At 75.0% G+C, this 21,657-nt stretch carries 19 protein-coding genes, 1 pseudogene and 2 riboswitches; of the genes and pseudogenes, 7 read left to right on the forward strand and 13 right to left on the reverse strand.

Features of this window, described 5'->3' with window-relative positions; genetic code table 11:
• The first annotated feature begins 127 nt into the window (after nucleotides 1-127).
• Both ABZ858_RS08020 and ABZ858_RS08025 read left to right on the forward strand, forming a co-directional pair.
• A complete protein-coding gene (locus ABZ858_RS08020) occupies nucleotides 128-1,267 on the forward strand; it encodes an aminoglycoside phosphotransferase family protein (protein WP_361373853.1) in 1,140 nt (379 codons plus the stop codon).
• Nucleotides 1,268-1,523: 256 nt separating this feature from the next.
• Nucleotides 1,524-3,521: an N-acetylmuramoyl-L-alanine amidase gene (locus ABZ858_RS08025; RefSeq protein ID WP_361373855.1), complete on the forward strand. Its 1,998-nt coding sequence runs from the start codon at nucleotides 1,524-1,526 to the stop codon at nucleotides 3,519-3,521.
• A gap of 64 nt (nucleotides 3,522-3,585) precedes the next feature.
• On the opposite strand, the gene ABZ858_RS08030 is transcribed toward ABZ858_RS08025, so the two are convergent.
• The 5 genes from ABZ858_RS08030 to ABZ858_RS08050 form a co-directional block, all read right to left on the reverse strand.
• A complete protein-coding gene (locus ABZ858_RS08030; RefSeq protein ID WP_361373857.1) occupies nucleotides 3,586-4,083 on the reverse strand; it encodes a hypothetical protein in 498 nt (165 codons plus the stop codon).
• A 616-nt stretch (nucleotides 4,084-4,699) separates the two neighbouring features.
• Nucleotides 4,700-5,608, reverse strand: a complete 909-nt coding sequence (locus ABZ858_RS08035) for a universal stress protein (protein ID WP_361373859.1) — start codon at nucleotides 5,606-5,608, stop codon at nucleotides 4,700-4,702.
• Nucleotides 5,609-5,763: 155 nt separating this feature from the next.
• A complete protein-coding gene (locus ABZ858_RS08040) occupies nucleotides 5,764-6,006 on the reverse strand; it encodes a DUF397 domain-containing protein (RefSeq protein WP_361373861.1) in 243 nt (80 codons plus the stop codon).
• 219 nt (nucleotides 6,007-6,225) lie between these two features.
• Entirely contained in the window at nucleotides 6,226-6,939 is a 714-nt protein-coding gene (locus ABZ858_RS08045; protein WP_361373863.1) for an alpha/beta fold hydrolase, read from the reverse strand.
• Between the two features lie 38 nt (nucleotides 6,940-6,977).
• Nucleotides 6,978-7,835: an alpha/beta hydrolase gene (locus ABZ858_RS08050; RefSeq protein ID WP_361373865.1), complete on the reverse strand. Its 858-nt coding sequence runs from the start codon at nucleotides 7,833-7,835 to the stop codon at nucleotides 6,978-6,980.
• Nucleotides 7,836-7,997: 162 nt separating this feature from the next.
• Here ABZ858_RS08050 and paaK point away from each other — a divergent pair, with 162 nt between their 5' ends.
• Nucleotides 7,998-9,299 carry a phenylacetate--CoA ligase PaaK gene (paaK, locus tag ABZ858_RS08055; protein ID WP_361373867.1) on the forward strand — a complete coding sequence of 434 codons (1,302 nt, stop codon included), beginning with the start codon at nucleotides 7,998-8,000 and terminating at the stop codon, nucleotides 9,297-9,299.
• On the opposite strand, the gene ABZ858_RS08060 is transcribed toward paaK, so the two are convergent.
• From ABZ858_RS08060 to ABZ858_RS08080, 5 genes are all read right to left on the reverse strand, one after another.
• The gene (locus ABZ858_RS08060; protein WP_361373869.1) at nucleotides 9,262-10,827 is read right to left on the reverse strand and encodes a fatty acyl-CoA synthetase; all 1,566 of its coding nucleotides are present in this window, start codon (nucleotides 10,825-10,827) and stop codon (nucleotides 9,262-9,264) included. The genes paaK and ABZ858_RS08060 overlap by 38 nt on opposite strands.
• Nucleotides 10,828-10,970: 143 nt before the next feature.
• Nucleotides 10,971-11,162, reverse strand: a complete 192-nt coding sequence (locus ABZ858_RS08065; protein ID WP_361373871.1) for a DUF2795 domain-containing protein — start codon at nucleotides 11,160-11,162, stop codon at nucleotides 10,971-10,973.
• A 98-nt stretch (nucleotides 11,163-11,260) separates the two neighbouring features.
• On the reverse strand, nucleotides 11,261-12,838 hold the full coding sequence (locus tag ABZ858_RS08070; RefSeq protein WP_361373873.1) for an NAD(P)/FAD-dependent oxidoreductase: 1,578 nt from the start codon (nucleotides 12,836-12,838) through the stop codon (nucleotides 11,261-11,263).
• Between the two features lie 50 nt (nucleotides 12,839-12,888).
• Nucleotides 12,889-13,776, reverse strand: coding sequence for an oxygenase MpaB family protein (locus ABZ858_RS08075; protein WP_361373875.1), 888 nt, complete (start codon nucleotides 13,774-13,776; stop codon nucleotides 12,889-12,891).
• Nucleotides 13,777-13,838: 62 nt separating this feature from the next.
• Complete coding sequence (locus ABZ858_RS08080; protein WP_361373877.1) at nucleotides 13,839-14,231, reverse strand: ferredoxin; 393 nt, start codon at nucleotides 14,229-14,231, stop codon at nucleotides 13,839-13,841.
• Nucleotides 14,232-14,397: 166 nt separating this feature from the next.
• On the opposite strand from ABZ858_RS08080, the gene ABZ858_RS08085 reads away from it, so the two are divergent.
• From ABZ858_RS08085 to ABZ858_RS08100, 4 genes and pseudogenes are all read left to right on the forward strand, one after another.
• Nucleotides 14,398-14,784 (forward strand): ChaB family protein, encoded by a 387-nt coding sequence (locus tag ABZ858_RS08085; RefSeq protein WP_361374503.1) that lies wholly within the window; start codon nucleotides 14,398-14,400, stop codon nucleotides 14,782-14,784.
• 63 nt (nucleotides 14,785-14,847) lie between these two features.
• Complete coding sequence (locus ABZ858_RS08090; protein WP_361373879.1) at nucleotides 14,848-15,216, forward strand: DUF6479 family protein; 369 nt, start codon at nucleotides 14,848-14,850, stop codon at nucleotides 15,214-15,216.
• A gap of 423 nt (nucleotides 15,217-15,639) precedes the next feature.
• Nucleotides 15,640-15,860: riboswitch (cobalamin riboswitch) on the forward strand.
• 162 nt (nucleotides 15,861-16,022) lie between these two features.
• Complete coding sequence (gene metE, locus ABZ858_RS08095; RefSeq protein ID WP_361373881.1) at nucleotides 16,023-18,338, forward strand: 5-methyltetrahydropteroyltriglutamate--homocysteine S-methyltransferase; 2,316 nt, start codon at nucleotides 16,023-16,025, stop codon at nucleotides 18,336-18,338.
• Nucleotides 18,339-18,511: 173 nt separating this feature from the next.
• Nucleotides 18,512-19,069 (forward strand): annotated as a pseudogene (locus tag ABZ858_RS08100) (histidine phosphatase family protein); the annotation flags it as partial.
• Between the two features lie 529 nt (nucleotides 19,070-19,598).
• Here ABZ858_RS08100 and ABZ858_RS08105 read toward each other — a convergent pair.
• The 3 genes from ABZ858_RS08105 to ABZ858_RS08115 form a co-directional block, all read right to left on the reverse strand.
• Nucleotides 19,599-20,351, reverse strand: a complete 753-nt coding sequence (locus ABZ858_RS08105) for a CbtA family protein (protein ID WP_361373883.1) — start codon at nucleotides 20,349-20,351, stop codon at nucleotides 19,599-19,601.
• Between the two features lie 21 nt (nucleotides 20,352-20,372).
• Complete coding sequence (locus tag ABZ858_RS08110; RefSeq protein WP_361373885.1) at nucleotides 20,373-20,594, reverse strand: CbtB-domain containing protein; 222 nt, start codon at nucleotides 20,592-20,594, stop codon at nucleotides 20,373-20,375.
• Between the two features lie 36 nt (nucleotides 20,595-20,630).
• Nucleotides 20,631-20,784, reverse strand: a riboswitch (cobalamin riboswitch).
• An 80-nt stretch (nucleotides 20,785-20,864) separates the two neighbouring features.
• Entirely contained in the window at nucleotides 20,865-21,638 is a 774-nt protein-coding gene (locus ABZ858_RS08115; protein ID WP_361374505.1) for an ECF transporter S component, read from the reverse strand.
• Between the last annotated feature and the right edge of the window lie 19 nt (nucleotides 21,639-21,657).

A 21,657-nucleotide genomic window follows, 5' to 3' on the forward strand; every position in this document is an offset into this window, starting at 1 on the left:
CACGGGTGTCAGGTAGGAATGCGCCACCCCGCCCCGGTCGCCGAGGGACATTCCCCAGGGTGCACCCGGGTGACCGGGCCGGGCAGCGCGCTTCAGCAGCAGGCACACGAAGGGATCTGTCTCGCCCATGTACGCAGCATCGTCCTCCGTGTCCGCCCCGCCCCGGCCGCTGCGTCCCCGCCAGGGCGCCGGCGGCCCCTACCTCGACCCCGGGCGTCCGGCGCCGGCCGTCCTCGGTGTGGGCCGGCCGCGGCGCGCCCCGGGTCTCGGCGCGCCGGCGCTCAGCGGGCGGCTGGACCTGTCCGGCCCGCAAGGAAGCCAACTGCGCTCGGCGCTCGCCTCGGTGCAGCGCATCTGCCCGGAGTTCGCGCCGGTGCAGGTGCTCCGCAGGAGCGGGCGGTCCGTCCTCCTGGTCGGCACCACCGGGCGCAGCACGGCCGTGGCCAAGTGCTTACTGGACCACTCGCCGGCCTGGGCCGAGCGGTACCGGCACGAAATAGCGGCATACCGCTCGTTCGTCCGGCACCGGCCCCCGGTCCGTGTGCCCCGGCTGATCGCGGCGGACCCGGACAACTGCACCCTGGTCGTCGAGCGTGCCCCGGGCCGGGTGGCCGCGCTCCAGCGGCACCCGGTGGAGACCCCGCCGCGGGCGGACATCAGGGCCGCGCTCGGCGCGATCTGCCGGCTCAACGCCTGGCGTCCTCCGGCGGGCACCTTCGACGCCCCGCTCAACTACGCGGCCCGTATCGCCCGCGACCACGAGCTGGGGCTGCTGACCGACCGCGACATGGGCGACCTGCAGAAGCTGCTGCACGGCATCGCGCACGCGGCGGGCCGGCAGGGCATGGGCCAGTTCTGCCACGGCGACGCGCTGCTCGCCAACATCCTGCTCTCGCCGGCCGGTCCGGTGCTGGTGGACTGGGAGCACGCGGGCTGGTACCTGCCGGGCTACGACCTGGCGACGCTGTGGTCGGTGCTCGGGGACGCCCCGGTGGCGCGGCGGCAGATCAGCCAGCTCGCCCAGGCGGCGGGCCCGGCGGCCCGGGACGCGTTCCTGGTGAATCTGATGCTCGTGCTGACCCGGGAGATCCGTACCTACGAGACGGCCGTGCAGCGTTCGATGCAGGAGGCGGCCCCGGCCGTACCGGGCTCGGCCCCCGCGGGCGCCCTGTCCTCCGGTGAGGAGCAGCGGCTGCTGCTGCGGCGGCTGCACGACGACTGCCAGCTGGCCCGGCGGGCCGTGCGCGCGGCGGTCGGCACCCGCTGACGAGGGGTGACGGGACGTCACCAGCGCGGCCGTCGCGCCGGCACCGGTTCCCCGGGTGCCGGCGCGGCGGCCATTGGTGTACTCCACTGACGCGCCGCAGGCGGCCGGGCCGTCACCGCGAAACTCGCCGGGACCCCGCTTGACGTGGGGAATCGCCTCCTTGCGCGCATGATTGACGGATCGTCGGACAGCCGGTACCACTGATGCACGCCGGTCCCGCACGCTCCGTCACGCCCGAGTGCTCCAGGAGGCCGCAGTGCCAGGATCCGCCACCGAACCCATGTCCACGCCGGGCCGCGGACGGGCGCGCACGGCGGCCGGTGCCGCCGCCTGCGCGGCGCTGCTGCTGCCGCTGCTGGGTGCCGCGCCGCCCGCCAAAGCAGCGGCGGCAGGCGGCTCCGGCCGGCTCCAGCAGGCGTTCACCAGCGCGTCCGCCCAGTACCACGTGCCGCTCAGTGTGCTCCTCGGTGTCTCCTATCTGCAGTCCCGCTGGGACGGGCACGGCGGCGCCCCGAGCGTGAGCGGCGGCTACGGCCCGATGCACCTGACCGACGCGCACACCGCGCTGGCCCGCGCCTCGCACCACAGCGAGGGCACCGAGGACCCGCGCGGCGACGGCGCCCGGCCCGCCCTGCGTCCCGCCGCGCCCGACGCGTCCGCCGGGGTGCCGGCCGACTCCGCGCTGCCCGGCCGGCTGAAGACGCTGCCCGAGGCGGCCGGGCTGACCGGCCTGCCGGCCGAGCGGCTGCGCGCGGACGCGGCGGCCAACGTCGCGGGCGGCGCGGCCCTGCTGGCCGCGGCGCAGCGGCGGCTCGGCGAGCCGCTGAGCGCGGACCCCGCCGACTGGTACGGGGCGGTGGCGCGGTTCTCCGGCGCCGACGACAGCGCGACGGCGGCGGCGTACGCGAACGACGTGTACGACGTGATCCGCTCCGGTGAGCGGCGCACCACGGACGCCGGGCAGCGGATGGTGCTGGCCGCCCGCCCGGGCCTGGCGCCGGACACCGCGCAACTGGCCCGCACCGGACTGCGGCAGGTCTCCCGGTCCGGCACGGAGTGCCCGGCATCCGTGTCCTGCGAGTGGATCCCGGCGCCCTACCAGCAGTTCGGCACCGACGACTACGGCAACCACGACGTGGGCGACCGGCCGAGGTCGGAGCGCATCCGGTACATCGTCATCCATGACACCGAGGGCAGCTGGGACGGTGTCATCAACCTCGTCCAGGATCCCACGTACGTGTCGTGGAACTACACGCTGCGCTCCACCGACGGGCACATCGCCCAGCATGTGAAGGCCAAGGACGTGGCCTGGCACGCGGGCAACTGGTACATGAACGCCACCTCGATCGGCCTGGAGCACGAGGGCTTCCTCGCCGCGCCGGACGCCTGGTACACGGAGGCGATGTACCGTTCCTCGGCGCGGCTGGTGAAGTACCTGGCCGGGAAGTACGACATCCCGCTGGACCGGCAGCACATCCTGGGCCACGACACGGTGCCGGGGCCGACCACCGGGACCATCCCCGGCATGCACACCGACCCGGGGCCGTACTGGGACTGGCGGCACTACTTCGAGCTGCTGGACCACCCCTTCCGCGCCACCGCCGGCCGTGGCGGCGGGCTGGTGACGATCCGCCCCGACTACGCGTCCAACCAGCCGGAGTACACCGGCTGCACCACCGCGGGCGCGCCCTGCGCGGCGCACGGCTCCAGCGAGGTGCGGCTGTACTCGCGGCCCGACACCTCCTCGCCGCTGATCAAGGACATCGGGCTGCGGCCCGACGGCGGCGACTCCACGGCCGACGTCAACGACGTGGCCTCGCGGGTGGAGACCGGGCAGCAGTACGCGGTGGCCGGCCGGCAGGGCGACTGGACGGCGATCTGGTACCTGGGCCAGAAGGCGTGGTTCCTGAACCCGGCCGAGCGTCCCACCGCGGTGAACGCGGCCGGCCTGGTGGTCACGCCGAAGACCGGAGCGGACAGTGTGCCGGTGTACGGGCGGGCCTACCCGGAGAAGGAGGCGTACCCGGCGGGCGTACCGGTGCAGTCGGTGTCGCCGCTGCCCTACACGCTGCTCGCGGGCCAGGAGTACGCGATCGGTGACGCGGTGCCGGGCGAGTACCTCTACTCGGTCACCTTCACCACCGACTCGCACCGCGTGGTGGTCGGCAAGGACCGGTACTACGAGATCCAGTTCGGCCACCGGGTGGCGTTCGTCCGGGCGGCGGACGTGCGGGTGCGGTCCTCGCGCGGGTGAACGGGTGAGCGTACGTGAAGGGCCGGCCTCCCTGGCGGAGGCCGGCCCTTCGCGCGCGGTCGGGTCAGCCCTGCTGGAACAGCTCGGCGGGCAGCGGCTTGAGGAGGGCGTACAGATCGTCGGTGATCGGGCGGTCCCAGGCCGCGATGGTCACCAGGACGCCGTCGCTGCGGTCGAACTGCACACAGGAGACGCGGGTCTCGGAGAGCTTGAGGCGGCGCACGATCAGGAGGTTGTCTCCTTGCAGGACCGGCATGTCCTCGGTGCCGACGACGGTGACCTCCTCCTCGTTCTCCAGGGCCAGCAGCAGCTGGGCCACCTCGAAGGGCACCTCGCCCTCGGCGACCTCGCGGGCCGGGGAGCCCTCGGGGAGATTGCCGATGATCATCGCGGTGCCCCGGCCACCGAAGAGGTCGTAGCGCAGGAACACGCCCTGGCAGGTGCCGTCGGGCGCGGGCAGCAGTCCGGCGCCGAGATTGCCGGGCCAGTCGCCCGGGTCCATGGCCAGTACGTCGAAGTCTGGCCCGGCGGGCGTGGCGCTGCGGCGACGGAGGAACGACATGCCGCCATGGTACGTGTCCCGGCCTGCCGCGCGACGTGCGGGCGGCCCGCGAACGGGGGTGGAATCACCCCGGTCCGCCTCACCCGCCACCGCGGTCGCACGCGTGATGGCGGCCGACGCGGACCCGGCCGCCGCAGACGGCCCCGCACCCGTCCGGGCGGGGGCGCTCCGTGCGCAAGTGGCGCATGCGGCGCGGCGCGTGTGGCTCGCCCGTGCGAGGGGTGGAGGCGGGCGCGCGGAGGGGACGGGGTTACGCACGCCGGCGCGTAGGAAGCCGCGCGCGCCCACCGCGGGCCACGGGGCCGGGGAGGCGGGCAGGATTCGGTTGGGGGGCGTTGGGTGGGGCGAAGGGGGCCACGGAGACCGGGGGCGTCTCAGGACTCCGACTCCGCCGGGGCCGGAGGGGCCACGGTGATCGGGGCGACGATCACGTCTCCGTCGGCGTCGGAGGGGTCACCGCGACCGGGATGACGGTCAGGACTCCGCCAGGGCCGGGGGGAGCCACCCCGACCGGGGCGGCCGTCAGGAATCCCTCACGGTCGAAGGGACCACCGCGACCAGGGCGCCCGTCAATACTCCGCCAGGGGCGAGCAGGCCACCGCGACCGGACCGCCCGTCACGTCTCCGTCGGGGTCGGAGGGACCACCGCGACCGGGGCGGCCGCGTGCAGCAGTACGGCCTGGGTGACCGAGCCCATCATGCGGGCCGGGGCCAGCAGGCGGCGGCGGTGTCGGCCGACGACGACCAGTTCGGCGTCGCGGGAGGCGGCGACCAGATGGCCGGCCGCGTCGCCGGGTACGACGTACGCGTCGGCCGCCACCTCCGGGTACCGGGCCCGGTGCGGGGCGAGGAAGCCCTCGGCCAGGGTCCGTACCTCGGCCTCGACCTCCTTCTCGTCGATCACCGGCGGGGGCAGCTCCGCGGGCGCGACCCAGGGCTGGTCCGGCGGCGGATAGGCGGCGACCGCCTGGACCCGGGCGCCGCGCCGGGCGGCCTCGGCGAAGGCGAAGGACAGCGCGGCGTCGTCGGGGTGGTCCACGTGCAGTCCGGCCACCACCCGGGGACCGGGGTCGGCCGGGGCCGCCTCGCCGTGGACCTCGCGGCCGGGCGGCGGCACCACGACGACCGGGCACGCGGCCTCGCGGGCGGCGGCCAGGCCGTTGGAGCCCAGCAGCAGGCTGGCGAAACCGCCGCGCCCGCGGGAGCCGAGCACCAGTAGCTGCGCGGCGTCGCCCAGCTCGGGCAGCAGCGCACCCGGCAGCCCGTCCAGAGCCGTGTACTCGACGGCCGTCCCCTCGCGGTCACGGCTATCCAGGTACGTGCGGGCCTCGCCGATCACCGGGTCGTCGCCCTGGTCGAGCGGCCCGGCGACCAGGACGTCGGGCTGGCCCCAGGGCGCGTACTGCCGGACATGGACCACCCGCAGCGGCGCCCCGCGCCGGCGGGCCGCGTCCAGGGCCCAGTCCAGGGCGCGCAGACTGTCGTCGGAGCCGTCCACCGCGGCGACGACCGGCTCAGTGCTCATGGGATTCCTCATCTCCGGACGGCGGTACTCCCCGGCCGGGTCGGGCACGGCTGGGGCCCGGGCCCGGCGGGGCTGTCAGGGGTCACGTGTCCGCAAAAGCCCCGGTCACACTTCCCTGTCCCGTCCGGCGCGTCCCACGGGTCCCGCGCGTCCGCTCAGGTGAGGTCGAACTCCCCTTCCCGCGCCCCCGACACGAAGGCACCCCACTCGGCGGGGGTGAAGATCAGGGAGGGACTCTCCGGGCGGCCGCTGTTGCGCATCGCGATGAATCCCTCGACAAAGGCGATCTCGACATCGCCCAGGCCACGGCTGCTGGACTGCCATTCGGCGTTGCTGAGGTCCAGCTCCGGCTTGTCCCACCCCGCGAGCGGGTGCTGCTGGACAGTGCTCTCGGCCACGTCCGTGCTCCTCCCGATTCGTCGTCCGCGGGCCAGCCTAGCGATCGTGCGGCACGGCCGACAGGCCACGTGAGGGGGACCTTTCGGGAGTGGTCCGTGGACCTTTCGGGGAGCGGTGCGCGGGGTCCGGTGATCGGCCCGCCGGGTGCCGGGACCGGCGCGCGGGCCCGGCGGACCCGGCCGGCGGGCTCGGACGGACCCGGCCGGCGGGCCCGGTGCTCAGGGCGTGAGGAAGGGCTCCACCGCGGCCAGGAACTCCTCGGGCCGCGCCGCGTGCACCAGATGGCCCGCGTCGACGGTGACCACGCGGGCGTCGGGGATCCGCTCGGCCAGGAGCGCGATCTCCTCCTGCGGGACGAAGCTGTCCGGGCCGCCCGCGACGAGCAGGGTGGGCGCGGTGATCCGGTCCAGGTGCGCGAACCACGCGGGGTCGGGGGCGTTGCGCTGCTCGTCGGTGGCGCGGATCATCGCCCAGTCGTACGGCAGGTCCCCCTCCGGGCGGCGCGCGGGCGGCCGGGGCGGGTCGAGCGGGAGGGGCGCGGGCACGTCCTCCAGGACCAGCCGCCGTACGAGACCGGGCGCCTGCTGGGCGAGCAGGCAGGCGACCGTCCCGCCCAGCGAGTGGCCGACGACGTCGGCGCGTGCGATGCCGAGCGCGCCGAGGAAGGCGCGGACGTCGTCGCGCAGGGCCTCGTGGCGGTAGGCGCCGGGCCGGTCGCCGAACCGGCTGCTGCCGCCGTGGCCGCGCAGGTCCGGGGCGTACACCCGGCGCGGGTGCGGGCCGGTCGCCAGCCGGTGCGCGATCGCCGTCCAGTCGCCGCCGTCGGCTCCGCGGCAGTGCAGCAGGACGACGGGCGGTGCCTGCTCGTGTCCCCAGGCGCGGTAGGCGAGGGTGACGCCGTCGAGGTCGAGGGTCTGCGGCTGTGTGTGCATGGCGGGCACGGTATCCCCGGCCGGCGCGGGGGCCGCGGTCACTTCGCCGAGGGCAGAGCGGTCCCGTCGAGGAAGGCGGCGACGCGGCGCGTGAACCACCGCGGATCGTCCAGCCACGGGTAGTGGCCGGCGCCGGGCTGGACCGCGAACTCGGCGTGCCCGAACGCCTCGGCGGCGCGGCGGGCCAGTGCGGGGGTGGGGCCGCCGTCGAGTGCGCCGGCGAGCACGAGGACGGGGGCGGTCAGGGCGCGCAGGGCGGCCCGGGTCGCGGCGGGGTCGAAGGCGGCCTCGGCGAAGTAGCGGTCGGCGGCCTCCTCGTTGGTCTGTTCCTCCTCGGCCCCGGCGTGCGCGTCGGCGGCCTCGTCCCAGCGGCCGTAGAAGAAAGGGGTGAGCGCGGGGTGGTACTCGCCCTCCCCCGCCAGCCAGGCCGCCAGCACCGGGTACGCCTTCTCGAACCAGGGTTCGCCGGACCTCAGCCGGGCGGCGGCCGACCGGTCGGCCGCGGTGGGGCTCAGGCCCAGCGGGCGCAGGGCGGCGGTGACCAGGGCGAGCCGGGCCACCCGCCGGGGGTGGCGGGCCGCGTAGAGCGTGGCGAGGCTGCCGCCCGCCGAGTGCCCGAGCAGGTCCATCCGCTCCAGGCCCAGGTGGACGCGGAGCGCCTCCACGTCGTCCACCTGCCGGTCGCAGCGGTACGTCGACGGGTCCGCGGGGCACGCGGAGCCGCCGGTGCCGCGCGGGTCGAGCAGGATCAGGCGCCGGTGCGCGGCCAGCCCGCCCAGGTCTCCCAGGTACGCGGAGGCCCGCATGGGGCCGCCGGGCAGCACGACCAAGGGCTCCCCCCGACCGCGCAGGTGGTAGGCGAGACGGGTTCCGTCCGGTGCGGCGAGGATCGGCATGGGCCCGACCCTGGCGGACGCGGGCGGCGTCCGGCAAGGAATTATCCCGGCCGGGGCTCTTGCCTGGCGCCGTACGGCCTGGATTACTGATCTCCAGCACCTCGACCGAATGATCGGTCGATCGTTCGACCCTGCTGTCGTGGCAGATGAGGGAGGGTCCCGATGGCGGATGCGGCACTGCTGCCGGACGCGGGGGAACGGCTCGACGCGCGGGGGCTGCGGGCGCTGCAACTGGAGCGGCTGCGGTCCACCCTGCGGCACGCCTACGAGCACGTGCCCTTCTACCGGGAGTCCTTCGACCGGGCCGGGGTGCGCCCCGACGACTGCCGCTCCCTCGCCGACCTGGCCCGCTTCCCCTTCACCACCAAGGCGGACCTGCGCGCGCACTACCCGTACGGAATGTTCGCGGTGCCCCGCGAACGCGTCCGCCGCGTCCACGCCTCCAGCGGCACCACCGGGCGCCCCACGGTGGTCGGCTACACCGACGGCGATCTGTCCGTGTGGGCGGATCTGGTGGCCCGCTCGCTGCGCGCCGCCGGCACCCGGCCCGGTGACGTCGTGCATGTGGCGTACGGCTACGGGCTGTTCACCGGCGGCCTGGGCGCCCATTACGGCGCCGAGCGGCTCGGCTGCACGGTCGTGCCCGCCTCGGGCGGCATGACGTCCCGTCAGGTCCGGCTGATCCAGGGTCTGGAACCCAGGGTCATCATGGTCACGCCGTCGTACATGCTCACGCTGCTCGACGAGTTCGAGCGGCAGGGCGTCGATCCGCGCGCCGGCTCGCTGCGCGTCGGTGTCTTCGGGGCCGAGCCGTGGACCGAGGAGATGCGGCGGGAGATCGAGGAGCGGGCCGGGATCGACGCGGTCGACATCTACGGCCTGTCGGAGGTGATGGGCCCGGGTGTCGCGCAGGAGTGCGTGGAGACCAAGGACGGCCCGCACATCTGGGAGGACCACTTCTTCCCGGAGATCGTCGATCCGGTGACCGGGGAGGTGCTGCCGGAGGGCGCGGAGGGCGAGCTGGTGTTCACCTCGCTCACCAAGGAGGCGATGCCGGTCGTCCGCTACCGCACCCGGGACCTGACGGCGCTGCTGCCCGGCACCGCGCGGGTGTTCCGGCGCATGCGGAAGATCACCGGACGCTGCGACGACCTGGTGATCCTGCGCGGGGTGAACCTCTTCCCGACCCAGATCGAGGAGATCGTGCTGCGCACCGCGGGCGTCGCCCCGCACTTCCAGCTCCGGCTGACCCGCGAGGGGCGGCTGGACTCGCTCACCGTCCGCGCCGAGGCCCGCCCCGACGCCGGACCAGAGGCCCGGGAGGCCGCCGCCCGGTCGATCGCGGCGGCGGTGAAGGACGGCATCGGGGTGTCGGTCTCGGTGGAGATCGTGGCGCCGGAGTCGCTGGAGCGCTCGGTGGGCAAGATCAGGCGGATCGTGGATCTGCGGTCGCCGTCGGCGTAGCAGTGCCAGGGTCCGCGTCGGTCCCGGCGGGCCGGGCGCCGAGCCGGTCGCGCAGTTCCCTCTTGAGGATCTTGCCGCTGGCGTTGCGCGGCAGGCCGTCGGTGAGGACGACCCGCTTGGGGGCCTTGAAGTGGGGCAGGTTCCGGCGGGCGTGGGCGATCAGCTCGGCCTCGGTGACCTCGCCGCGCGGGACGACGACCGCCGTGACGGCCTCGATCCACCGCGGGTCGGGCAGGCCGACGACGGCCACCTCCGCGACCGCCGGATGCGTATAGAGGGCGTCCTCGACCTGGCGGGACGCCACCAGCACGCCCCCGGAGTTGATGACGTCCTTCACCCGGTCCACAACCGTGTGGTAGCCGTCCGCGTCGCGCACCGCGAGGTCGCCGGAGCGGAACCAGCCGTCGCGGAAGGCCGCCGCGGTCTCCTCGGGCTTGTCCCAGTACCCCTCGCACAGCTGCGGTGAGCGGTAGAGGATCTCGCCCGGTGTGCCCTCGGGCACGTCCCGGCCGTCCTCGTCGGCGACCCGTGCCTCCACGAAGAGCACCGGCCGGCCGCAGGAGTCCAGCCGCCCCTCGTGCTCGTCGGGGCCCAGCACCATGGCGAGCGGGCCGATCTCGCTCTGCCCGAAGCAGTTGTAGAAGGCGAGGTGCGGTGCTCGGGCGCGCAGCCGTTCGAGGACGGGGACCGGCATGACCGAGGCGCCGTAGTAAACCTTGCGCAGTCCGCCGAGGTCGCGGGTGGCGAAGTCGGGGCGGCCGGCGAGGCCGATCCAGACGGTGGGCGGCGCGAACAGGCTGTCCGCACGGCCGGCCTCGACGAGGTCGAGGAGCCGGTCGCCGTCGGGGGCGTCCAGGATCGTGTTCGTCGCGCCGACGGCGAGGTAGGGCAGCAGGAACACGTGCGTCTGCGCCGAGTGGTAGAGCGGCAGCGCGTGCACGGGATGGTCGTCCGCGCGCAGGTCGAGGGCGGTGACGGCGCTCAGGTAGGCGTGCACCAGCGCCCGGTGGGTCATCATCGCGCCCTTGGGCAGGGCGGTGGTGCCGGAGGTGTAGAGCAGTTGCGCCAGGTCCTCGGCGCGCGGCTCGGGGCCGTCGTACGGTGCCGTGTCCGCCAGCGCGGCGAGCAGCGAGCCGGCCGCGTCGCGCAGCGGCAGCCGCCGTACGCCGCCGGGCAGCCGCCCGGCGAGGTCCGGGTCGGTCAGGACCAGCGCGCTGCCGGACTGGGCGAGGAGGTAGGCGAGGTCGTCGCCGGTGAGGTTCTGGTTGACCGGCACATGCACGAGGCCCGCGCGGGCGCAGGCCAGGAAGGCGATCAGATAGGCGTCGGAGTTGTGGCCGTAAGCGGCGACCCGGTCGCCGGGGGCGAGGCCCAGGCCGCGCAGGACGCCCGCCGCGCGGGAGACGGCGTCGTCGAGGGCGGCGTACGTCCAGGCCCGGTCGCCGTACCCGACGGCGGTCCGCGCCGGGGTGCGCCGGGCGCTGCGCCGCAGGAGTGCGTCGACCGTGCTCCCGTGTCCAGGCGTCATGACAGTCGATCCTGGGTGCGGCGCCGGGAGAGGTCAAGCACCGGGTCGGCACCCGCTTCCCGGCGGCTTCGCCCGGCGTGCCGGGGCCCGCCCTCCCTGGGGGACGGCGGGCCCGTGGACGGCTGCGCGGGCGCAGCGGGCCGTCACTTGTCGAAGACGGCCTTCTGTACCTCGTTCGGTCCGTCGAAGTGGTCCTGCTTCAGGCCGTCGAGCCGGCTGACGATCTTGTCGTTGGCCTTGTTCCGCCGGGCGCGGTCCACCAGGTGCTGCCTGTCGGTGGGATAGTCGGCGCCGCTGAGGGCCTTCTGCAGGTCGATCGGGCTGAGGTCGGCCATGGGAGCCTCCCGTGGGGGGTGGTACGGCCGCCGCGGGGCGGCCTGGTCGTACGGGCATTGCCTCGCCCTGTCGGAGTGCCCCGCCGCGGCGGGGGCATTCAGCCGCCCTGCCGCTGACCGGCTTCCAGGACGGCCATGGCCGCGTTGTGCCCGGGCACGCCGCTGACGCCGCCGCCGCGCACCGCGCCCGCGCCGCACAGCAGGACGTTGGCGTGCGGGGTCTCCACGCCCCAACGGCCGCCGCCTTCCTCGGCGTAGGGCCAGCTCAGCGCCCGGTGGAAGATGTGGCCGCCGGGCAGGCCGAGTTCCCGTTCCAGGTCCAGCGGGCTCTTCGCCTCGATGCAGGGCCTGCCCTCGGCGTCGGTGGCCAGGCAGTCGGCGAGCGGTTCGGCGAGGTGGCGGTCGAGCTGGGCCAGGGTGGCCTTGAGCAGTTCCGCCCGGACGGCGTCGTGGTCGCGGGCGAAGAGCCGGGCGGGGGTGTGCAGGCCGAACAGGGTGAGGGTGTGCCGGCCGCGGGCGGCGAGATCGGGGCCGAGGATGCTCGGATCGGTCAGGGAGTGGCAGTAGATCTCGGAGGGGGGCTCGGCGGGCGGTTCGCCGGCGGCGGCCCGGGCGTGGGCTGCGGCCAGCTGCCGGTAGCCCTCGGCGATGTGGAAGGTGCCGGCGAACGCCTCGCGCGGGTCGACGGAGGGGTCCCGGAGCCGGGGCAGCCGCTTGAGCAGCATGTTGACCTTCAGCTGGGCGCCCTCGGCGGGCTCGGGCGGTTCCTGGCCGGTCAGGGCGGCCAGCGCCTGCGGGGAGGCGTTGACCAGGACGTGCCGGGCGCCGACGGTGCCCTCGCCGTCCCGGGTGCGGTAGGTGACCTCGGCGGTGCGGCCGTCGGTGGCCACCCGGACGGCCTCGTGGCCGGTGGCCAGGCGGGCGCCCGCCGCGCGCGCCGCGCCGGCCAGCGCGTCGGTCAGGGCGCCCATGCCGCCGACCGGTACGTCCCAGGCGCCGGTGCCGCCGCCGATCACGTGGTAGAGGAAGCAGCGGTTCTGCGTCAGGGCGGGGTCGTGGGCGTCGGCGAAGGTGCCGATGAGGGCGTCGGTGAGGACCACGCCGCGGATCAGGTCGTCGGCGAAGCGGTCCTCGATCGCGGCCCCGATGGGCTCCTCGAACAGCATCCGCCAGGCGTCCTCGTCGGCCACCCGGCGGCGCAGGCCGGCCCGGGAGGGCAGCGGCTCGGTCAGGGTGGGGAAGATCCGCCGGGCGGCACGGCCGGTCGTGCCGTAGAAGCGCTGCCAGGACTCCCATTCGCGGTCGGAGCCGGTGAAGCGGGCGAAGGCCGCCCGGGTACGGTCCTCGCCGCCGCCCACGAGCAGCCCGGTGGGCCGGCCGTCGCGGTCGGCGGGCGTGTACGAGGAGATGGCGCGGGTGCGCAGCCGGAAGTCCAGGCCCAGGTCCTGGACGATCTTTCGGGGCAGCAGGCTGACGAGGTAGGAGTAGCGGGACAGCCGGGCGTCCACGCCGGGGAAGGGGCGGGTGGAGACGGCCGCGCCGCCGGTGCGGCCGAGCCGTTCCAGGACCAGCACCGACCGTCCGGCCCGGGCCAGGTAGGCGGCGGCGACCAGACCGTTGTGCCCGCCGCCGACGATCACCGCGTCATAGGTGCCGGGTGCCTCGTGTGCGCTCATGGCTCTTGGTAGCACGGGGGGTTCGGCGGCGGCCAGGGGCCGTGGCGCGGCTAGGGCCTGTCGCTTCGAGCAGGTCGAGCAGGTGGGGCGGCCTTGTGCGGGGCGGGACGGGCGCCGGGGCCGAGCCGGGCCGTGGCGCGCAGGATGTGCTTGGGGGGCAGCTGCCAGCGCACTCGGGCCGGTATCCGGCGCAGCAGGGTGCCGGTGGTGCGCAGCCGGCGGGTGACGATGGCGGGGGCCGGGGCCGCTCTGCCGTACAGCTCGTGGGCGTACGGGGGCAGGGAGGCGTACGCCAGCTGGGCCACGCGCCGCCACAGCAGGTCGCGCGCCGGGGCGAGCAGTGGGGGCGTCGGCGGGCGCTGGAGGAAGTCGTCCACCGCGCGGGCGTCCGCCCCGGCCGCGAGTTCGGGCCGGACGGCCGCGAAGTAGGCGGCGAGTTCGGCGCGGCTCGCGGGCACGGTGCGCGGGTCGAGGCCGACCAGGCGGGCGCTCGCGCGGTGCTCGGCGAGGTAGCGGTCGGCCTGGGCGTCGGTGAGCGGGAATCCGGAGCGGCGCAGCACGTGCAGATAGGAGTCGATCTCCGCGCAGTGCACCCACAGCAGCAGGTCGGGGGCGTCGATGCCGTACGTCTGCCCGGTGCTCGGGTCGGTGGCGGACAGCAGCCGGTGGATCCTGCGCACCCGGGCGCCCGCCTCCTCGGCGGCGCGGGTCGTGCCGTACGTCGTGGTGCCGACGAAGTTCGCGGTGCGCATCAGCCTGCCCCAGGCGTCCCGCCGGAAGTCGGAGTTCTCCATCACCCCGCGGACCGCGCGAGGGTGCAGGGCCTGCAGGTACAGCGCGCGGACGCCGGCCACCCACATCATCGGGTCCGCGTGCAGCTGCCAGGTCACCGAGGACGGCCCGAAGAGGCCGGGGTCACTCGTGCGTATGGTCTCCACGTCAGGCAGGCTAGCGCCGTCCGCGCGGCCGGTCGACGGGCCGGTGCGGTGGCGGAGGCGGGTCACTTCAGGGTCGCGATGAATTCCCCGCACGCCTTGGCGCAGGTCCGGCAGGCGTCCGCGGCCTGTGCGGCGCCGGGGTGCCGGTCGAAGACGTGGGCGGTGTCCAGGCAGACGCTCAGGCACCACTCCAGCTGGGTGCGGATCCCGGCCTCGTCCTGGGTGTTCTGCTCCGACAGCACCCGGCAGGTCGCGTCGCAGACCTCCGCGCACATGATGCCCCTGCGCCGCAGCAGCTCGGTCTCCTCGTCGCCGCCCGGTTCGACCAGGCTGGCGCGCAGCGCGCAGGCCCGCGCGCATGCCGTGCACGCCTGCGCGCAGGCGAACCGGTCCTCCAGGAACCGTATGAGTTCCTGTTGCGAAGTCGTCGATGGTGTCGTATCGGTCGTAGTCACCTCGCCCGGGTTGCCGGTGCCACACCCGCCAAACCCGGTGCCGGCAAGGGCCGCGGCCGTTTTCCGTCACGGGGCGGGGGCACTCGTCGGGCCCGGTGGGACGACCGGGTCGGACGGTTGGACGAACGGCTGACGGAGGTGGATTCCCGGGCCCGGACGACAGGAGCTGCCGTCGACGCTGGAGTGCTCCCCCCGGGAGGCCCGGCGCACCTGGATCAGGGCCCATGACGCGGCCGTCGAGACCTGCGGCGAGGGCGAGCGGGCGCACCGGGTGGCGTACGGCGCGCTCAAGCACATGTACGAGAAGGTCGGCGATCACTGGGAGCGCAAGGAGGGCGGCCGCAAGGGCCCCTCCGACCCGCGGTCGGCCCGGCCGCGCGGGCAGGGCGGCCGCGGCGGCGAGGGCGTCGACGAGAGCGCGCCCAAGGAGCAGCTGTACGACACGGCGAAGCGGCTCGGCATCGAGGGGCGCTCGCACCTGTCCAAGGACGAGCTGCTGGACGCGATCCGCAAGGCGAACCGTTCGCGGACCCGGCAGGCCAGGTCCGGCTGAGCCGACCGGGGGGTCCGCAGCGCGGCGCCGCTTCGCGGCACTGGCCAGGGGTACCCGCCGCCCATGAGCAACGCATCGGTGGACATCGCCGCGGCGCACGGCGCCGCGATCGGCATCTGGCCCTTCGTCCTGGGGCTCGTCCTGGTGGCCCTGCTGATCGGCGCCTTCTGGATGGGCGCGCGCATCCGCCGCCGCGAGCCCGCACCGCCGCGCCCCGAGGAGCAGCCGCGGCTGCCCGAGTCGGGCCCGGTCGGCGATGTCGTGGAGCGGCGTGCACCCGACGAGGTCCCCCGGGGCGGTGACCGGCTGACACCGCACCGGCTGAAGGCGCACGGGAACCTGGGGACCCGCACGAGCCCCGCCCCCGCACGTCCCCGCTGGGACGAGGGCGGCAGCGGCTCGTTCGGCAGCGGCGGGCCCGGCGCCCACTGACCGCCGCGCCGCACCGGGGAAGTGAGAGCAGGGAGGCTTCCATGGCGGCCGGAGAGCGGTCCTACGACCGTAGGGACGGGGTTTCTCGCGGGGGGTACGCCGTGCTCGCGGCGGCCTTCGGCGCGGGTGCGCGGGGCCGGGCGCCGTCGTGACGGCCGACTGGCTGCGGTACGCCTGGAGCCTCACGGAGCGGACGGCCGAGGGCTGACCGGCCGCCCGTGGAACGTGGGCGGGGAGGCGGGCAGCGCGTCGCGCACGTTCGGGGAGGTGGGCGGCCGGTCACCCGGCTTGCCGCAGCAACTTCCCGGCAGTCGTACGCAGTTGTGGACGAGCCGGCGGCCGTGGCCGCCGGCCGTGCGCCGCGTGTCTCATGTCACCATCCGAATGGCGGACGTGACGTACCACCTCGCCGGACGGCCCCGTAACCTTGCCCCCGCAGCTGGTTCGCCCCGTCCGCCAGGCGGGATGCGTCGCAAGAGGGAACCCGGTGGGAATCCGGGACTGCCCCGCAGCGGTGAGCGGGAACGACCGCCGTCATACGCACTGGGCCCGTCAGGGTCCGGGAAGCGACGGCCACTAGGAGTCTCGTACGACACGAGACGCGCCCGCGAGTCCGAAGACCTGCCCGCTGCCCGCGCCCGAACCACTCGCGCGCGGACATCCCGGTGACCTCGTGGGCGGGTCGGCGTACATACCAGGCGGTCGACCGTGCCCTGCCGCGCACGCGTACCGCCCGGTCCGTCACCCCTTCGCGCTCGCGTCCCGTCCCCGGGATCTCAGGGATTCATCTCGCGAAGGAGATCTCCGTGACAGCGAAGTCAGCGACGCCGGCCCCGCGGGCCACCGTCCACGGCTACCCCCGCCAGGGCCCGAACCGGGAACTGAAGAAGGCGATCGAGGGCTACTGGAAGGGCCGCGTCAGCGCCGACGCGCTGCGCGCCACCGCCGCGGACCTGCGCCGCGCCAACTGGCGGCAGCTCGCCGAGACCGGCGTCCACGAGGTGCCGACCGGCGACTTCTCGTACTACGACCACGTCCTCGACACCACCGTCATGGTCGGCGCGATCCCCGAGCGGCACCGGGCCGCCGTCGACGCGGACGCGCTGGACGGCTACTTCGCGATGGCCCGCGGCACCCAGGACGTGGCGCCGCTGGAGATGACCAAGTGGTTCGACACGAACTACCACTATCTGGTGCCCGAGTTGGGCCCGGGTACCGTCTTCACCGCTGACTCCGGCAAGCAGGTGGCGGAGCTGAAGGAGGCCCTCGCCCAGGGCCTGACCGCCCGTCCGGTCCTGGTCGGCCCGGTCACCTACCTCCTCCTCGCCAAGCCCGCGCCCGGCGTGCCCGCCGACTTCGAGCCGCTGACCCTGCTCGACCGGCTGCTGCCGGTGTACGCCGAGGTCCTCGCCGACCTGCGCGCGGCCGGCGCCGAGTGGGTGCAGCTGGACGAGCCCGCCCTCGTGCAGGACCGCACCCCGGCCGAGCTGAACGCCGCCGAGCGCGCCTACCGCGACCTCGGCGCCCTGACCGACCGGCCCCGGCTGCTGGTCGCCTCCTACTTCGACCGGCTCGGCGACGCCCTGCCCGTCCTGGCCAAGGCCCCGGTCGACGGGCTCGCCCTGGACTTCACCGAGGCCGCCGCCAACCTGGACGCGCTCGCCACCGTGGGCGGACTGCCCGGCAAGCGCCTGATCGCCGGTGTCGTCAACGGCCGCAACATCTGGGTCAACGACCTGGAGAAGTCCCTCGCCATCCTCGGCACCCTGCTCGGCCTGGCCGACCGGGTCGACGTGGCGGCCTCCTGCTCGCTCCTGCACGTGCCGCTGGACGCCGCCGCGGAACGGGACATCGAGCCGCAGATCCAGCGCTGGCTGGCCTTCGCCCGGCAGAAGACCGCCGAGATCGTCACCCTCGCCAAGGGCCTGGCCCAGGGCACCGGCGCGATCGCGGCCGAACTGGCCGCGAACCGGGCCGACCTCAACTCGCGGGCCACCTCGCCGATCACCCACGACCCGGCCGTCCGGGCCCGCGCCGCCGCCGTCACCGAGGCCGACGCGCGCCGCTCCCAGCCGTACGGCGAGCGGGCCGCCGCCCAGCGCGCCCACCTCGGCCTGCCGCTGCTGCCCACGACCACCATCGGCTCGTTCCCGCAGACCTCCGAACTGCGCGCCGCCCGCGCCGACCTGCGGTCCGGCCGAACCGACACGGCCGACTACGAGGAGCGCATCAAGGCGGAGATCCAGGAGGTCATCGCCTTCCAGGAGAAGACCGGCATCGACGTCCTGGTGCACGGCGAGCCCGAGCGCAACGACATGGTCCAGTACTTCGCCGAGCAGCTCACCGGCTACCTGGCCACGCAGCACGGCTGGGTGCAGTCCTACGGCACCCGTTACGTCCGCCCGCCGGTCCTGGCCGGCGACATCTCCCGCCCCGAGCCGATGACGGTGCGCTGGACGACGTACGCCCAGTCCCTCACCGGCCGCCCGGTCAAGGGCATGCTCACCGGGCCGGTCACCATGCTGGCCTGGTCGTTCGTCCGCGACGACCAGCCCCTCGGCGACACCGCGCGGCAGGTCGCGCTCGCCCTGCGCGACGAGGTGGGCGACCTGGAGGCGGCCGGGACCTCGGTCATCCAGGTGGACGAGCCCGCGCTGCGCGAGACGCTGCCGCTGCGGACCGCCGACCGCCCCGCCTACCTGGCCTGGGCCACCGAGGCGTTCCGCCTCACCACCGCCGGCGTACGCCCGGACACGCAGATCCACACCCACATGTGCTACGCCGAGTTCGGTGACATCGTCCAGGCCATCGACGACCTCGACGCCGACGTCATCAGCCTGGAGGCCGCCCGCTCCCACATGCAGGTCGCCCGGGAACTCGCCGCCCACGGCTACCCGCGCGAGGCCGGACCCGGCGTCTACGACATCCACTCCCCGCGGGTCCCGGGCACCGAGGAGGCGGCCGACCTGCTGCGCACCGGCCTGGAGGCCATCCCGGCGGAGCGCCTGTGGGTGAACCCCGACTGCGGTCTGAAGACCCGCGGCTGGCCGGAGACCCGGGCCTCCCTGGAGAACCTGGTCGCCGCCGCCCGCACGGTCCGGGCGGAACTGCCCGCGTCCTGACCCGCGCGCGGCCGTCGGGAGGGAAAGGGGCCGGGGAGGGAGCGCCGCGCTCCCTCCCCGACTCCCGACTCCCGGCCGCCGTCTCCGTCCCCGCCCCCCGGGCTTCACCGAGGGGCGCTCTGGCAGACTCACGCCGGGAGCGATCGCGCCGCGCAGACAGGAGACTTGACGACATGACCGCCCGAGTGCTGTTCGTCTCGCCGGCCACGAGCCGTTCGCTGCGGCAGGCCCGGTTCGACGACGGCGATCCGATCGACGCCGGCGCCGCGGTCCGGGCCCGGGCCGCGGCGGGCGCGCTGCCCCGGGCCGCGCGGGTCGTGGTCTCGCCCTCGGTACGCTGCCGCCAGACGGCGGCGGCGCTGGGGCTCGGCGGCGAGGCCGACCCGGAGCTGGCCGGCTGGGACGTGGGGCGCTGGCGGGGACGCACGCTCGACGAGGTCGGTGCCGCCGAAGGGGAGGCGGTGGCCCGCTGGCTGGCCGACCCGGGGGCGGCGCCGCACGGCGGGGAGTCGCTGCGGGACCTGTGCGCCCGGGTCGGGCGGCGGCTGGCGGCCCTGGCGGAGACGGCCGGCCGGACGCTCGCCGTGGTCGAACCGGAGGTCGTACGGGCGGCCGTGGTGCACGCGGTGGGCCTGCCGGTGGACGCCTTCTGGCGGCTGGACGTACCGCCGCTGACGGTCACCGAGCTGAGCGGCCGGGCCGGGCGCTGGAACCTGCGGCTGGGCCGGCCGCCGGCACCGGACGCTCAGGACGCCGGGAACGCCGGGGACACGGAGCAGGCCGGAAACGCAGAGCCGGCCGGGGACGCAGAGCCGGCCGGGGACGCAGAGCCGGCCGGGGGCACCGGGGAGGCCCGGGACACCGGGGAGGCCGGGGGCGCGGGGGCCGCCGGGTCGCGGTGACGGCGCAGCAGGACCGCCACCGCGCAGCGCAGGCAGCCGCCGTCCGCCGCGTGCGGACAGTCCTCGGCCGGGGCGCCGACCAGCGACTCCAGGTCCTTGAGCAGGTGTTCGGTGCGCTTGGCCTGCTGGGCGAGCACCCGCACCCGGGCGCTCTGGCCGCCGATCTGCCGGCGGCTGGCGATCAGCTGCTCGTACTCCTCGACGGTGAGGGCGACCGCCTCTCGGCCGCCGAGGGTGATACGGCGCGGCTGGGGACGTCTGGCCACGGGGGTCCTCCGCTCCACGTCCTGTGGTCCGCTTCGAGAACGCGAGAGGGCCCCCGGACGGTTCCGAAGGGCCCTCTGGTGTCCGGAAGGAGTCAGCCTGCGGCCGGAACCGTGCGGCCCGACGTGGCTTCGGCGGGCTTCGGGTTCAGCAGCCGTTCGGCCAGTTCACCGAAGGCGAGGCCGAATCCGCCCCACAGCACGGCCTGGATGGCCAGCGCGGAGAGCCGGAACCGCCACAGCAGGGCGGCCGGGAAGTCCGCCGGCACCTCGTTGATGACCGGCAGGAACGCGTACGCCAGCCCGATCACGACGGCGAACGCGGCCACCGCGGCCACGGTCGCCCACCAGGTGCCCAGCGCGGGCGCCAGGCGCTTGCCGAGGATGGTGGCGGCGACCGCGAGCAGGACGCTGAGCACCATCATCAGGAAGTACAGGGTGGTCCGCTTGCCGATGGTGTCGGGGTCGCCGACCGAGGGCGGGTTGGCCGGGTACTTCAGGAACGGCACGACGTACACGGCGAGCAGCGCGCAGCCGGACAGCAGCAGCGCGGTCGCCCGCGGGGAGAAGCGGCCCACGCGGCCGAGCGCGAAGCAGAAGGCGAGCGCCGCGATGCCGCCGAAGGCGACCCCGTAGACCAGGACGCCGGTGGCGAGGCCGGCGGTGGACTGCAGGGAGCGGGAGACGACCTCCATCTCGTGCTCGTGGGAGTGGGCGTCCTCGAAGCTGATCGCCTTGTCGACATTGGGCTCACCGAGGAGGTAGGCCGCGACCAGCGCGAGCACGCCCGCGGCCAGCCCCGCGAGCATGCCGCGGACGAGCAGGTTTCTTACCGTTGCGGAGTTCATGGGTGTGCGGCGTCCCTCGCGTCAGTGGCAGGGGAAGCCGAGCAGGTGGCGGGCGTCGTGCACCCATTCGTGGACGTCCGTGCCGCTGAACACGGACGTGGCGCCCTGCTCGGCGCCGACGAAGTACAGCAGGATCAGCATCAGGACGCCGAAGAAGACCGCCCAGGGAGCTATCGCCTTGAGCGGCAGCTTGGCGGGAACGACGGGGGTGGTGGCTGTCGGCTGGGCGACATGCTGCGCCATGGCAGGGGCCTCCTCTGGGAGCTCGCGTCCCATCTCGGTGGTGCGTTGGACGACGGCTACGGGTCTGACTCACCAACCGTCCCCGCGGGGACCGCTCGCTCACAGTGGCGCGACCGTGCCGGACTCGCACCGGCTTCCGTCTTGCCTTCGTCGATATCGGACCGAAGGTACCGTGCGCCGGGGATGAGGCCAAGACCGCGGGCACCCGGCGTGATCTTTCCCGCACGCCGCATGGCGGGCGGGCCGCCGGTCCGGGGGCGCGGGCCGCGCTCACTCCGGGCCGGGGCCGGGGGCGGGCCGGGGCCCGGCGAAGCGGACCGGGGCCCGGAACCTGGCCCGGCGCGCGGCCCGCCGGAAGGTGGTCAGCACCGCCGGTCCGGCCAGCAGCACGCACACGAAGTTGGTGACCGCCCGGCCGGTGTCCCAGCCCAGCGAGGTGGCCAGGTCGAAGGCGAGGTAGCGGTGCCACTGCTCGGTGAAGGGCAGGCCGGGCAGGTAGGCGATGGAGCTGTTCGGGTCCAGGGAGAACGGCCAGAAGGACAGGTTGAGCAGGAAGCCGAAGAGATAGCCGGAGAGCGATCCGTAACCGGCGAGCAGCAGCACTTCGCGGCGGCCGGTGGCCCGGGGCAGGAGCCCGGCGAGCATGCCGACGAAGGCGCAGCCGAACATCTGGTACGGCATCCACGGCCCGACCCCGCCGGTGAGGAGGGCGGAGGCGAACAGGGAGGTGCAGCCGAGGACGAAGCCGAAGCCGGGGCCGTAGACGCGTCCGGCCAGGACCAGGACGAAGAAGACGGTCTCGATCCCGGCGGTGCCGGCGCCCAGGGGACGCAGGGCGGCGTTGACGGCGGACAGCACGCCCAGCATCGCCAGCGCCTTGGAGTCGATGCCGCCCTCGGCGATCTCCGACAGCACCACGCACAGCACCAGCACCAGCAGCACGCCGAAGATGAGCGGCGGCGCGTAGCTCGCGCCGAACGTGCCCGGCGCGACGGCGAACGGCCAGCAGAAGGCGACGAGCCCGAGGAGGGCCGCCAGGGTCATGACGACGCCGACGCGCGGG

The organism is Streptomyces sp. NPDC047017 (assembly GCF_040644175.1).
Lineage (GTDB): Bacteria > Actinomycetota > Actinomycetes > Streptomycetales > Streptomycetaceae > Streptomyces.

Coding starts and splice junctions, on each gene's coding strand:
- ABZ858_RS08090 (WP_361373879.1), top strand. CDS start 14,848: ATGAGCAACGCATCGGTGGACATCGCCGCGGCGCACGGCGCCGCGATC.
- paaK (WP_361373867.1), top strand. CDS start 7,998: ATGGCGGATGCGGCACTGCTGCCGGACGCGGGGGAACGGCTCGACGCG.
- ABZ858_RS08070 (WP_361373873.1), bottom strand. CDS start 12,838: ATGAGCGCACACGAGGCACCCGGCACCTATGACGCGGTGATCGTCGGC.
- ABZ858_RS08050 (WP_361373865.1), bottom strand. CDS start 7,835: ATGCCGATCCTCGCCGCACCGGACGGAACCCGTCTCGCCTACCACCTG.
- ABZ858_RS08105 (WP_361373883.1), bottom strand. CDS start 20,351: ATGAACTCCGCAACGGTAAGAAACCTGCTCGTCCGCGGCATGCTCGCG.
- ABZ858_RS08110 (WP_361373885.1), bottom strand. CDS start 20,594: ATGGCGCAGCATGTCGCCCAGCCGACAGCCACCACCCCCGTCGTTCCC.
- ABZ858_RS08045 (WP_361373863.1), bottom strand. CDS start 6,939: ATGCACACACAGCCGCAGACCCTCGACCTCGACGGCGTCACCCTCGCC.
- ABZ858_RS08065 (WP_361373871.1), bottom strand. CDS start 11,162: ATGGCCGACCTCAGCCCGATCGACCTGCAGAAGGCCCTCAGCGGCGCC.
- ABZ858_RS08115 (WP_361374505.1), bottom strand. CDS start 21,638: ATGACCCTGGCGGCCCTCCTCGGGCTCGTCGCCTTCTGCTGGCCGTTC.
- ABZ858_RS08020 (WP_361373853.1), top strand. CDS start 128: ATGTACGCAGCATCGTCCTCCGTGTCCGCCCCGCCCCGGCCGCTGCGT.
- ABZ858_RS08030 (WP_361373857.1), bottom strand. CDS start 4,083: ATGTCGTTCCTCCGTCGCCGCAGCGCCACGCCCGCCGGGCCAGACTTC.
- ABZ858_RS08060 (WP_361373869.1), bottom strand. CDS start 10,827: ATGACGCCTGGACACGGGAGCACGGTCGACGCACTCCTGCGGCGCAGC.
- ABZ858_RS08035 (WP_361373859.1), bottom strand. CDS start 5,608: ATGAGCACTGAGCCGGTCGTCGCCGCGGTGGACGGCTCCGACGACAGT.